This window comes from Mucilaginibacter sp. 5C4 (assembly GCF_034345625.1).
GTDB classification, from domain to species: domain Bacteria; phylum Bacteroidota; class Bacteroidia; order Sphingobacteriales; family Sphingobacteriaceae; genus Mucilaginibacter; species Mucilaginibacter aurantiaciroseus.
Map to the genome: position 1 here is coordinate 2,009,830 of NZ_CP133775.1, position 12,765 is coordinate 2,022,594.

Here is a 12,765-nt window from a genome sequence, read left to right on the forward strand (position 1 = left end):
ATACAAATAGGTGTGCCAGTCTGAGCCTGTAGAAGACTTAACCGCTTTGTAAATGGTTCGACAAGCTCACCATGACAGGAAATTTTCCACTAATTCCTTAACTTCGCCCCCATGAATATTAAAGTTATCGCCTTTGATGCCGATGATACCCTTTGGGTGAACGAGCCCTATTTTAGGCAAACCGAAGAGCAGTTTTGCATCCTGTTGCAGCAATACGCATCGGAGCATGAGCTACAGCGCGAACTTTTAAAGATCGAAATTGAAAATCTTGGCCTTTACGGCTACGGCATAAAAGGCTTCATCCTATCGATGTTAGAAGCCGCCATGAACATCACCCAGAACACCCTGAGCATTGAGGTGGTGAACCAGATCATAGACCTGGGCAAGCAAATGCTTAACCAACCTATCGAATTATTGGATGGTGTAGAGGGTGTACTTGACAAGCTAAAAGGCAAATACCGTTTAGTAGTAGCTACCAAAGGCGACCTGCTGGACCAGGAGCGCAAGCTAAAAAAATCGGGACTTAGCCCTTACTTTCACCATATAGAGATCATGAGTGAGAAGGATGATGCCAATTATCTGAAGCTGATCAAACACCTGGATATCCGGCCCGATGAATTGCTGATGGTGGGCAACTCGCTCAAAAGCGATATTATGCCGGTGCTGAATATTGGCGGCCACGCCGTGCATGTGCCTTACCATATCACCTGGGCGCACGAGCAAATTGAAGACAGTATAGATAACGAGCGTTTTAAAAGCGCCGTTACCATTAAAGACATTTTAGCGTACCTATAATTTAGTATGAAAACAAAGATTGACCTGGATACCTGGTACCGTAAAGCTCATTTTGAATTTTTTAACAGTTTCGAAGAACCGCTTTTTGGCGCTACCGTAAATGTAGATGTCACCATCGCCTACCAAAGGGCGAAGGAGCAGGGCGTATCCTTCTTTTTATATTACCTGCACTGCATTTTAGAGGCTGCCAATAAAATCGAAGCGTTTAAATATCGTGTGGAGGATGGCGAGATCTTTCTGTACGATACCATCAACTGCTCTACTACCGTTGCTAAGCCCGACACGACTTTCGGCTTCTCATATGTAGATTACAAGCCCGACTTTACTGAATTTGTTGCCGATGCGCAAAAGGAACTAGAGCGCGTTAAAGGCAACCCGGGACTTGAGTTGAGAATGGTTTACAACGTGCTGCATGTATCCGCCATCCCATGGGTAAATTTTACGGGCTTAACCCATGCCCGCAGTTTTTCTTTTAAGGATAGCATGCCCAAGGTATCGTTAGGTAAAGTGACTGAGGTAGGTGGCAAAAAGCTGATGCCCGTATCCGTAACGGTGCATCATGGGTTGGCTGATGGCCGCCACGTGGGCGAGTTTATAGACCTGTTCCAGGATCTGCTTAATAAATAGCACAAGCAACTGAATATCATTCTTTAGCGTATATTGATGTGTAAAATGTAAATGATATATTTACATAGTCACCAATTATATGTTTAAAAAAGCCTGCATATTACTTTTAGTAGTATCAACATTAATTTCCTGCAAAAAAGATAAACCCTTTGTGCCGAACTCTGCAAATGGGTTGCCCGGTTACTGGACAAAGCTGGGCGATTTTGCCGGAGTGGGCCGGGTGCGCTCGTTTGGGTTTACCATAGGAGGTAAAGGATATATATTGGGTGGAAACGCGGCGAGTGGTTTTAATTCGCAATTGATCAACGATTTTTGGGAATACGACCCTAAAACAGATAAATGGACACAAAAAGCCGATTACCCGGGCCAGGCTGCTGAGTATATCAGAGGATTTGCAATTAACGGCAAAGGCTATGTAGGTACCGGCTACGGCCAGCGACTTGCAACCCCGGGCGATGAAATCCCCCAAAACAATGATTTTTGGGAATATGACCCTGCTGCCGATAAATGGACCCGCAAAGCCGATTTTGCAGGCGGCGAGCGCGAGAATGTTATCGCTTTTGAAATAAACGGCACCGGCTATATGGGCCTGGGTACCGATAACGCTTATAATGCAAATTTTAAAGATTTTTGGAAATACAATGCGGCTACAGACAAATGGACACGCGTTACAGATTACCCCGGCACAGGTAGTTTTGGCGTGGCGGCATTTGCCATTGGTGGCAAGGGATATGCCGGCACCGGCGGTGCTTCCCCGGAAATTGCAGCAAAAGACTTTTGGCAATACGACCCGGCTATAGATAAGTGGACAAAGAAAGCCGATTTTACAGGCAAAGGGCGGGCATTTTCAGGTCAGTTTGCTATAGATACTTATGGCTACATAGGTTTTGGATCGACCGTTGACGCCACTGCCGACGATTGGTTCAGGTATGATACCGACAATGATAGATGGGCCAAAATAACCGTTTTCCCCGGCAATAGCCGTTACGATATGGTGAGTTTTGCCATTGATGGCATTGGTTACGTGGGCACAGGCAACCCCGGTGTTTTAAAAGATTTTTGGAAGTTTACACCGAGAAAAGTTAATTAGCTATTCATTTGAAATCTTTTTAGTTTTTGATTCTATCAAATTCAAGTTTTTATATGCAGGGAAAAGATTAGAAACATTTTCTGGAGCAAGCAAACTTGGATGTATTTCAGTGCCCTTGCCAATTAATTTCGACATATTATCTATAGAAAGCTTATAGCGTTCAATTCTTTCTTTGTCATTGTCAAATTCCTTAGCTATTGCTTCAGCTTCAGTTTGAATCAACAAGTCAATCTGACTTTTCGCAAGCTTGCTTATTTCCTCAAGATGTTCGTTATTGATTTTTAAATCAACCTCATTTTATTCTTTTTCTATGTCTTCTAAATATAATTCATCTATCGCTTCCGCGTATTTCTTCTCAATCACCTTGCGTTTTGCTTTAAGGGTAGGGGTTATCTCGCCCGCTTCCATGCTGAAAGGTGTGCGTTTTACCTTGAAATTTTTGATGCGCTCGAATTTTGCCAGCTCGTTAGAGAATTTTTTAACATCCTGCTTTATCCAGTCCACAATTTCTTTGTCTTCGACAAATACGTCAGATTTTTCAAAGAAATCATCGCCCATTTTAAAGGTTTCCTGCAGGGTTTCGCGGCTCGGCACCAATATGGCGGTAATGTATTCGCGCTTATCGCCAATTAAAAATACCTGTTCAATTTTTGGGCTTTTCAGGTAAGTGTTCTCTACCGGGGTAGGGTAAACGTTTTTACCATAGGCATTTACCAGCATGTTCTTCAGCCTGTCGGTAATTTGCAGGTTCCCTCTAAAGAAGCGGCCAATGTCACCGGTATGGAACCAGCCATCAGCATCAATAACCGCGGCGGTTTCTTCGGGCTTTTTCCAGTAGCCCTTCATTACACAATGCCCGCGCACGATGATCTCGCCCTCTTCTGTTTCTAAATTCGGGTTAAAGTTATCATAGGTTTGTTTGGTGTAGATCTTTTTGGTATCCACATTCTGGATGCCTACCTCAATGCCCGGGATGATGCGGCCTACGGTACCGTAAATGATGCGCTTATCCTCCGTGATAGACATGATTGGTGAGGTTTCGGTCAATCCAAAACCCTCCAGTAATTTAATATCGATGTTGCCAAAAAACTCACCCACGTTTTTAGGTAATGCGCCACCACCAGATAGCAATACCTTTAAGCGCCCACCCGTTTTCTCCTTAATTTTACTGAACACTAACTTGTTAGCCAGCTTCTGCTCGGCACTTAGAATGATGCCCGGTTTTTTGCCTGCCTCATTCGCTAACCTATACGCCTGGCCAATTTTTAGCGCCCAGGTAAAGATTTTGGTCTTCATGCCACCTGCAGCCAGGCCATTCTTCATGGCGCGGTCATGGATGCGCTCCAGCAATCGCGGTACGCAGCACATTACGGTTGGCTTAACCTCGGCCATATTCTTGGCTAAAAGCTCCAGGCTTTGCGCGAAAGCGATTGTACAACCCTTGTTCATACAAATATAGTATGTTGCAGTGCGCTCAAACACGTGCGATAGCGGCAGGAACGACAGGAACATATCGTCCTTCTCAATAATAGGAATCTGGTACAGGCTAACCCTGCAATTTTCGGTAAGGTTGTGGTGGGTAAGCATCACACCTTTTGGCGTGCCTGTGGTGCCCGATGTGTAGATCAAACAAGATAGATCGGTAGGCAGGATAGCTTCGCGGGCGGCGTTTATGGCCGAACGTTTGCCGTTAACCATGGTCAAGCCTTCTTCAATAACCTGTTTAAAGCCAACCACACCCGCGTTTAGTTGCAGGGCATCGCTAAATTTTTCGAAGCCTTCAAAATTCGGGATAATGCGAATAAGTGATTTACAGTTATTGGCGATCTTTAGCACCTTACGGAACAGGAAGGGGTTACCGACAAGGATGGTGCGGGCTTCCGAGTCGTTCAGGATGTATTCGATCTCCGCTTCGGATAGGGTAGGGTAAATAGAGGTATTTACCGCGCCAAGTTGCTGCAGGGCCTGGTCGTAATAAATGTAATCGGGGCCGTTCTCGATGATGAGGGCCAGCCTGTCGCCCTTTTGGATGCCGATGTTGATGAACCAGGCAGATATGGCGTCGATCTTCTCGATCGCTTGTTTATAAGAAATTTCTACCCAGGTATCTTTTACCTTGTGGATCAGAAACGTATGGTCTTCGGGATGTATGTTCGCAACAATATTACGGATCAGTTCCGGTATGGTAGATTGCTCAGCAACAATATTCATTAAGTTTATATATCAGGTTTATACCTAACAAAGCTAATTATTTTACATTTAATTAAAAACAGCATAATGCTTGTCAATTGCCGGGTGTCCCACTAAATATTATATAACAACGGAAAGCTTGTTAAATAATTGATATTCAAATATTTGCGAATTTCAAAATGGCTAATTTTGGCGGACATTTACTTTAGCTATTCATATCTAAGTAATTTATAATTAGATTGTTAAATAAATTAGGCAGAGTGTCCCACTCGTTTCTGAATGGGACGGAATGGGACACCTTGTTTTTTAGGTTCAATATGACATCTTTTCGACTTAAAATAAGCCTGCAAAAGAATTGGATTATATGTAAAGCATCGCAGGGTCCACGATGTGAGACCCTGCGGCGACAAAAAATTACAGCCTTTATACTGTATCCCCAAATACGCGGCGGTATGCTTAAAGGTACTCCAAAATCAATTCAACATTATTCGCTCGTGTTGAAGTAAATGGTATCTTTCGAATTTTGTCTGATAAGTTTTACTCTTCGGTCTCCCTTTTCTTTTATTAAGGTGTCACCCTTATATATCTTAGCATCATTGTGCCATGTAGTCCAATGTAAATTATACTCTTTATTCCGAATGGTAACTAATGGAGTACCTTGGATATTATATTTTACTTTTTCAACGGGCCCTTTAAAATGCCATGTTTCAACGAGTTTGGGTTGAAGATTTTTATTAATATAGCCGCCGATTATTAATAAACAAACTACAATTGGAAATATGTAATTCCATGGATTTCTGATTTTAAAACTCATATTATTATATTTCCATCATGGATCTGAAAGAGATTTAATGATTATAAAGATTTATTAACTATAATTAGGTATACTTTTCGTCGCATAATAATTACACCCTTTATACTTTATGCCCAAATACGCGGCGGTATGTTTAAATGGGATCTCGAATCCATCGGGGATGGCAGGGTCTACGCCCACGGCTATCATAGAGGCCGATTTGCCTTTCAAATCGTGTCCAAGGTCTTTTTTTATGGTGATGAGATCGGTAAGCCTGTCGAAGAATACCTTCATTACGCCGCTCATGCTGTACCAGTAAACCGGGGTGGCAAAAATGATGTTGCTGTAAGGCAGTGCTTTGCTGATGATGGCCTCAAATTCATCATCGGCGGGGTAGTGGCCGTCGTAGTTGTAGTAGGCAATTTTATGGTCGAGCAGATCGATCATATCAAAGTCGGTTTGGCCTAAGGCCTTGCGGGTTATTTGCTCGGTGAGGCTGTTTTTGCGGTTACTGCCCAGTATGACAAGTGATCTGTTTTCCATAGCCTAAAAACAAAAAAGGTTGATTACCTAAATGTAATCAACCTTTTTAATATATCTGTTAATAAACTATTAACTTTCGCCTAATCCCAATTTTTCTTTTCACCCTCTCTTCTGGATAGAGCCGGGGAGAAGCCTAAACCGAGAAACTTTCGCCGCAACCGCATGTGCGTGTGGCATTTGGGTTGTGGAAGTTAAAGCCTTTACCGTTCAGTCCGTCGCTAAAATCAAGCTCGGTACCGGCCAGGTATAAAAACGATTTCATATCCAGCGCGAAGCGTACGCCTCGGTCTTCAAAAAACTGGTCGCCTTTTTTCTCCTCGTTATCAAAATCGAGGTTGTAAGATAAACCAGAGCAGCCGCCGCCCTGTACAGAAACCCGCAGAAAGTACGAGGCATCAAGCCCGCTACCCTGCATCAGGTTATCTATTTTAGCTTTTGCTTTATCAGTTACAGTTACCATTTTATTTAGTAGTTAGTATCAAGTAGCAAGTATCAAGACATATGTCTAAATACTAAGCCACTACTTCATAGTTAATACCATCATACACAGTATCTATATACTTGATACTATGTATTTGATACTAAAAATTAGTGGTGTGATTTTTCAAGAACGATTGGTTCCATGCCGTTTTTAACGCGGAAATCGTTGATGGCTGCTTTGATAGCATCTTCTGCTAAAACCGAACAGTGAATTTTAACCGGCGGAAGGGCAAGCTCTTCTACAATATCCATGTTGTCGATCTTCATGGCATCGTCAACGCTTTTACCTTTAAGCCACTCTGTAGCTAAAGATGAAGAAGCGATTGCCGAACCGCAACCAAAGGTTTTAAATTTAGCATCGGTGATGATGTTGTTTTCATCAACCTGGATCTGCAAACGCATAACGTCGCCACACTCAGGTGCACCAACAAGGCCGGTACCAACCTTGTGGCTGCTTTTATCTAACGTGCCCACATTGCGGGGGTTAGTATAATGGTCAATTACTTTATCTGAATAAGCCATAGCTTTATTTATTTAGTGAATTTAAAAATTTGATGATTTGAAAATACTTTCAAATCAAATTTATAACATTGTTTGATGATGCAGGTAATTTTCAAATCTTCAAATTACCACATCTTCAAATTAAATTAGTGTTCTGCCCACTCAATCGAGTCAAGGTCGATGCCTTCTTTAAACATTTCCCAAAGTGGCGACATATTGCGTAGGTTGGTAACCGCATTCTTGGTCACTTCTACAGCGTAATCAACTTCCTCCTCGGTAGTGAAACGGCCAAGGCCGAAACGAATAGATGAGTGTGCAAGGTCATCAGATAATCCTAAGCTTTTTAAAACGTAAGATGGCTCTAATGAAGCCGATGTACAAGCCGAACCTGATGATACCGCCAGATCTTTCATGGCCATCATCAAACCTTCGCCCTCAACATATTTGAAAGAGATATTGGCAACATGCGGTAAGCGGTGTTCCACGTTACCATTCACATAGCTTTCTTCCAGTACAGTTAATGCTTTTTCTAATTTATCGCGTAAGCCGGATAAACGGATAGCTTCGCTTTCCATTTCTAAGCCTGCAATTTCGCAAGCTTTACCCAAGCCTACAATACCGGGTACGTTAAGGGTACCGGAACGCATGCCGCGCTCGTGGCCGCCACCATCCATTTGGGCGGTTACTTTAACGCGCGGGCCTTTACGGCGTACGTATAATGCACCAACACCCTTAGGGCCATACATTTTATGTGCCGATAAAGCTAATAGGTCGATGCCGTCTTCGATAACATTAACCGGGATCTTACCAACTGCCTGTACAGCATCGGTCATAAACAAAGCGCCGTATTTGTGTGCGATTGCCGCAATTTTTTTAACAGGTTGTATAACACCTATCTCGTTGTTACCGTACATGATAGATACCAGAATGGTGTCTGCCGTCATGGCTGCTTCTAATACAGCAAGGTCAACAAGTCCGTCTTCTTTAACCGGCAGGTAAGTAACCTTACCACCCAATTTTTCAACGTGTTTACAGGCATCTAACACTGCTTTATGTTCGGTAACCGTGGTAATGATGTGGTTGCCTTTTTCTTTATACATTTCAAACACACCTTTGATAGCCAGGTTGTCAGACTCGGTAGCGCCCGATGTAAAGATTATCTCTTTTTCGGTAGCACCAATAAGTTTTGCAACCTGCTCGCGTGCATAATCAACGCCTTCTTCAGCTACCCAGCCAAACGGATGGTTACGGCTTGCCGCGTTACCAAACTTTTCGTTAAAGTAAGGCAGCATAGCCTCAAGCACCCTTGGATCCATAGGTGTTGTAGCGTTATTATCTAAATAAATTGGAATATTCATGATTAAAAATTAACAATACAAATATACGCAAAGTTTTACTTTTACATCTGTATGCCGCTATATATTGCATTTACCTGCCATTTATTTACAATATTTGGACATGGTGGGGGGGAGAGGCGAAAGCTGAAAGGTAAAAGCTAAAAGGTGTCGCCTGTATGGATAATAAACCAATGCCTTTCAAATCACTAATTCAATAAATCACTAATTCACCAATTGATTAAACTAAATGAATAAAATAGAACATATCGGCATTGCGGTTAATAGTCTTAAGTTGGCCGGGGATATCTACCAAAAATTGCTGAACACAACCGTTTATAAAACAGAGGATGTGGCAAGCGAAGGCGTTAAAACTGCATTTTTACAGGCAGGCCCTAATAAAATAGAACTGCTGGAAGCCACCAACCCTGATAGCCCCATAGCCAAATTTATAGCAAAACGCGGCGAAGGCATCCACCATATTGCCTTTGACGTTACCGATATTGTAGCCGAAATGGCCCGCCTGAAAGCCGAAGGTTTTGTTTTGCTAAATGATGTACCCAAGCAAGGCGCGGATAATAAACTGGTTTGCTTTGTACACCCCAAAGGGACGAACGGAGTTTTGATTGAGTTGTGCCAGGAGGCCCCCCCAACTCATTGAAGGGGGAGCAGTTGTTGAATTGAGAACAAGATGAAATGTATAAGACTGATCTTAATTTACAATCATTTTTAGCAGTTGTAAAACACATTATTTAATTATCCCACAGGCCGAGCTAAAAGATAGCCCTTGTAAAACATCACAAACAGGGGTTAATGTAAGAATAAAAAATATAGGCAAAATAGCATTTACTAAAATAGCAGTTATCTATGATAATAAAGAAATTACATTTTCTGGTTTAAATTCAGGGGATTCTACATGCTATAAAAACCTACCATCATTATGGACTAATAATTCGGTTATAGTGTTTTTCTCAAAGCGGCCCGAATTTTACATTAAACTAATGGGTATGCCAATTGATCACGTAAGTGAAAAGCAAATTATAAACGGTTACGCAACTATTAACATTAAAATCACGGAAGCTAAGGGGCAGTTAAGTTTTAATGAGAACGTAACCTTGGATAAAAAGCTGCTGATACAGCGGTAGCCAAAGAAACACTTTTATTCAAGGGCGACTCGAATTATCGCATTCTGCGCTTTCAGCCTTCTACATTATAGGCAAAAACTCAATTTTTAATCTTCACTCCACCATAACATTATTAAAAAACCAACGTATAATGTCCCAATTGATTAGAGCATGAAAAGATACTTAGTGAGATGGATGGCAGGTGTAATGGTAGTACTATCTTTTGTGATGTGTTCAAAAGATGTAGCAAAAATTATAAAAACGGCTGATACCACCCCGTTAGCAACGGCAACAGGCCCTACCCCAAATGCCGGTAACCCAACGCAAACTATATCCGCAAATACCTGCTCCTACACTGTAAAAGCTTCCGACTGGTCGCTTGACGGGGCAACGTTCGGTCCCGGTTCGGTGATCTGTATCCCGGCAGGTACACGTGGCGCGCTATTGCTTAAAAATTTTAAGGGGACAGCCGCAAGCCCTATAACTATCATAAACAAAGGGGGGAGGGTTACTTTCACTGCTGCAACTACGGCTTCGTACGCTTTTAAAACGCAAAACTGCCAGTATATTAAAATACTGGGCAATGGCGCTGCCGGCGTTAAATATGGGTTTGATGTAAACGGTGGCAACATCGGCATAACGATGGACGACCTGAGCAGCGACTTTGAAATTGCCAATGTGGAGGTGCGTAATAGCGGTTTCGCTGGCATTATGGCCAAAACAGACCCATCGTGCGATGTGGCCACGCAGCGCGGGCATTTTACCATGCGCAATGTGTCGCTACATGATAATTATGTCCACAAAACAGGCGGCGAGGGGCTTTACATAGGTAATTCGTTTTATGCCGATGGTGTATCAATTGCTTGCGGTAAGGTTTTGCCGCACGATGTGGTAAATGTTAAGGTATACAATAACCAGCTTGATTCTACAGGTTGCGAGGGCATCCAGGTGGGCAGCGCCATTTCGGATTGCGAGATCTACAGTAATACCATTAAATCGCCGGGATTAAAACCTTTTGCAAGCGGCCAGGATAACGGCATCCAAATAGGGGAAGGTACCGGTGGTAAATGTTATGGTAACCTTATTAAAGATGCACCCGGTAACGGTATTATTGTTTTGGGGCTTGGCGATAACGTAGTATTTAACAACTACATCCTAAATGCAAGGACGCACGGCATCTTTGCCGACTCCAGGTACACACCGGGCCCGGGTTTTGTGTTTATTAACAATACAATTGTTGCGCCTGCCCAAAACGGGATAAAACTAAACTCGGAAACCATTCCAATGAACACGGTTATCAATAACGTAATTATCAACCCGGGAGCAGGTGTCGCGATAGCTAAAAAAAGCACCGATGTTAAACTAACGGCTTTCAATAATTATAGCAGTACTGATATTAACACCTGTAAATTTATAAACTATGGCGGCGGGGATTTTCATTTGCTATTAACATCGCCGCTAATAAATGCCGGGGCAAACACAGCTGTGTACGGCGTTACTACCGATTATTTTGGCAAAGCGCGCCCGTCTGGTGCCTATGCCATTGGTGCAACAGAGTATTGATAATTATGGCGCTGAAAAGGGGTTAGTTTACGTTTTAAAGTAACTATTAAACTATCAAACAGGACCTATCAACACAGTGTTAAAAACTTTTTATCAACCTATTTTTACTTTTAAAAACTATTTGTATATTTGCACCTCTTTTATAAGAAAGAAAAGTATACAATAGCAATGAAAAAAGATCTGCATCCATCAAACTATAGGTTAGTTGTTTTCAAAGACATGTCAAACGACTACTCTTTCATAACCAAATCATGTATCGAAAGCCGCGAAACCGTTAAATGGGAAGATGGCAACGAATACCCATTGATCAAATTAGAAATTTCACACACTTCACACCCGTTCTACACAGGTAAAATGAAGTTAGTTGATACTGCCGGCCGTATAGATAAGTTCCGTACACGTTACAACAGGTAATCAATATTTTAATAAATATTTATAAGTTCCCCGCAAAACGGGGGACTTTTTTTATTTTTGGCCCATGGCAATCATCCTTTTCGACGACGACGCTCGTAATACCCTTCTGCCGTTAACCTACACCCGCCCGGTTGCCGATCTGCGAATAGGGATCCTTACAATCGCCGAAAAATGGGCCAAATATTTAAACTCCGACTTTTCTTTCCGTACCGAAGCATACCTGCAAGGCAAGTTTCCGCTGAACATCCATGATGATAATATTTTTATCAATGGCGCTGTTTGCCCGGATGAAGCTGTGGTTGCAGCTATAAATAATTTAAATAGTGGCGAGGCTTTAAGGTATCTGGATAAATTGGTTGCCGTTAAGCTGAAAGATGTTTACGCCAACAACTTCGACCCGTATGGTAAATATTCTAACGAAACGGTTTATACCGGGGAGTTAGTAATAATAACCCATCCCGAAGACATTTTCCGTAATAACGATACCGAGATCCGTAAGGATTTTAAACTGCTTACCAAAGGCCGCAAAAGCGCCAAACTGAGCAATACCAATACCATTATTGGCGATGATTTCTTCGCCGAAGAAGGCGCGAAAGCCGAATGCTGTACCTTCAGCACCATAAACGGCCCTATATACTTAGCCGCCAATACCGAGGTTTGGGAAGGTACTAACATTAGAGGCCCGTTTGCTTTGTGCGAATACTCGCAGATAAAAATGGGAACCAAAATTTATGGCGCTACTACCATTGGCCCTTACTGCCGCATAGGCGGCGAGGTTAACAACGCTGTGGTTTGGGGTTACTCCTCAAAAGGGCACGAGGGGTACCTTGGTAACGCCGTGATAGGGGAGTGGTGCAACCTTGGTGCCGATACCAACAACTCTAACCTCAAAAATAATTACAGCGAAGTAAAACTTTGGGATTACCCAACGCAAAGTATGCGCCCAACGGGACTGCAGTTTTGCGGCCTTATTATGGCAGACCACGCCAAAAGCGGCATCAACACTATGTTTAACACGGGTACGGTTGTAGGCGTAAACGCAAACGTTTTTGGTGGAGGATACCCGCCAAATTACATCCCCGATTTTTCGTGGGGTGGGGCCGATGGCTTTGTGGAGTACGGTTTCGATAAGATGATGGAAACTACCGACCGTGTTATTGCCCGCCGCCCGCACCGCAAGTTTGATGATGCCGAAAAGGCGATTTTAACTGAGGTGTACGAGTTAACTAGGGCTTACAGAAATAAGTAAATTGACTAAGCTTTAGTAAATCAGTGTAATCGTAATAATCTTAAAATCAATAAATAATATAG

The 12,765-nt window shown here is 42.6% G+C and carries 15 protein-coding genes; 8 read left to right on the top strand and 7 right to left on the bottom strand.

Annotation, left to right across the window (positions count from 1 at the left end; translation table 11 throughout):
* The first annotated feature begins 111 nt into the window (after positions 1 to 111).
* The 3 genes from RHM67_RS09520 (at position 112) to RHM67_RS09530 (ending at position 2,512) form a co-directional block, all read left to right on the top strand.
* Positions 112 to 795: an HAD family hydrolase gene (locus tag RHM67_RS09520; protein ID WP_322231948.1), complete on the top strand. Its 684-nt coding sequence runs from the start codon at positions 112 to 114 to the stop codon at positions 793 to 795.
* Positions 796 to 801: 6 nt separating this feature from the next.
* On the top strand, positions 802 to 1,422 hold the full coding sequence (locus RHM67_RS09525; protein WP_322231949.1) for a chloramphenicol acetyltransferase: 621 nt from the start codon (positions 802 to 804) through the stop codon (positions 1,420 to 1,422).
* Between the two features lie 151 nt (positions 1,423 to 1,573).
* Positions 1,574 to 2,512 (top strand): Kelch repeat-containing protein, encoded by a 939-nt coding sequence (locus RHM67_RS09530; protein ID WP_322231950.1) that lies wholly within the window; start codon positions 1,574 to 1,576, stop codon positions 2,510 to 2,512.
* Here RHM67_RS09530 and RHM67_RS09535 read toward each other — a convergent pair whose 3' ends face one another.
* From RHM67_RS09535 to RHM67_RS09565, 7 genes are all read right to left on the bottom strand, one after another.
* Positions 2,513 to 2,734, bottom strand: a complete 222-nt coding sequence (locus RHM67_RS09535) for a hypothetical protein (RefSeq protein ID WP_322231952.1) — start codon at positions 2,732 to 2,734, stop codon at positions 2,513 to 2,515.
* A gap of 75 nt (positions 2,735 to 2,809) precedes the next feature.
* Positions 2,810 to 4,723 (bottom strand): long-chain fatty acid--CoA ligase, encoded by a 1,914-nt coding sequence (locus tag RHM67_RS09540; protein ID WP_322231954.1) that lies wholly within the window; start codon positions 4,721 to 4,723, stop codon positions 2,810 to 2,812.
* Positions 4,724 to 5,186: 463 nt separating this feature from the next.
* Complete coding sequence (locus tag RHM67_RS09545) at positions 5,187 to 5,516, bottom strand: hypothetical protein (protein WP_322231956.1); 330 nt, start codon at positions 5,514 to 5,516, stop codon at positions 5,187 to 5,189.
* Between the two features lie 54 nt (positions 5,517 to 5,570).
* Positions 5,571 to 6,038 carry an NAD(P)H-dependent oxidoreductase gene (locus tag RHM67_RS09550; protein WP_322231957.1) on the bottom strand — a complete coding sequence of 156 codons (468 nt, stop codon included), beginning with the start codon at positions 6,036 to 6,038 and terminating at the stop codon, positions 5,571 to 5,573.
* 133 nt (positions 6,039 to 6,171) lie between these two features.
* Entirely contained in the window at positions 6,172 to 6,498 is a 327-nt protein-coding gene (locus RHM67_RS09555) for a HesB/IscA family protein (RefSeq protein ID WP_252757388.1), read from the bottom strand.
* Between the two features lie 128 nt (positions 6,499 to 6,626).
* Complete coding sequence (iscU, locus tag RHM67_RS09560) at positions 6,627 to 7,040, bottom strand: Fe-S cluster assembly scaffold IscU (protein ID WP_128533183.1); 414 nt, start codon at positions 7,038 to 7,040, stop codon at positions 6,627 to 6,629.
* A gap of 125 nt (positions 7,041 to 7,165) precedes the next feature.
* Complete coding sequence (locus RHM67_RS09565; RefSeq protein ID WP_322231959.1) at positions 7,166 to 8,377, bottom strand: IscS subfamily cysteine desulfurase; 1,212 nt, start codon at positions 8,375 to 8,377, stop codon at positions 7,166 to 7,168.
* Between the two features lie 226 nt (positions 8,378 to 8,603).
* On the opposite strand from RHM67_RS09565, the gene mce reads away from it, so the two are divergent.
* The 5 genes from mce (at position 8,604) to RHM67_RS09590 (ending at position 12,703) form a co-directional block, all read left to right on the top strand.
* Positions 8,604 to 9,014 carry a methylmalonyl-CoA epimerase gene (mce, locus tag RHM67_RS09570; RefSeq protein WP_322231961.1) on the top strand — a complete coding sequence of 137 codons (411 nt, stop codon included), beginning with the start codon at positions 8,604 to 8,606 and terminating at the stop codon, positions 9,012 to 9,014.
* A 346-nt stretch (positions 9,015 to 9,360) separates the two neighbouring features.
* Entirely contained in the window at positions 9,361 to 9,498 is a 138-nt protein-coding gene (locus RHM67_RS09575) for a hypothetical protein (protein ID WP_322231963.1), read from the top strand.
* Positions 9,499 to 9,648: 150 nt separating this feature from the next.
* The gene (locus tag RHM67_RS09580) at positions 9,649 to 11,040 is read left to right on the top strand and encodes a right-handed parallel beta-helix repeat-containing protein (protein ID WP_322231964.1); all 1,392 of its coding nucleotides are present in this window, start codon (positions 9,649 to 9,651) and stop codon (positions 11,038 to 11,040) included.
* Positions 11,041 to 11,208: 168 nt separating this feature from the next.
* Positions 11,209 to 11,454: a type B 50S ribosomal protein L31 gene (locus RHM67_RS09585; RefSeq protein ID WP_252757383.1), complete on the top strand. Its 246-nt coding sequence runs from the start codon at positions 11,209 to 11,211 to the stop codon at positions 11,452 to 11,454.
* Positions 11,455 to 11,518: 64 nt separating this feature from the next.
* Entirely contained in the window at positions 11,519 to 12,703 is a 1,185-nt protein-coding gene (locus tag RHM67_RS09590) for a putative sugar nucleotidyl transferase (RefSeq protein WP_322231966.1), read from the top strand.
* Positions 12,704 to 12,765 lie beyond the last annotated feature (62 nt).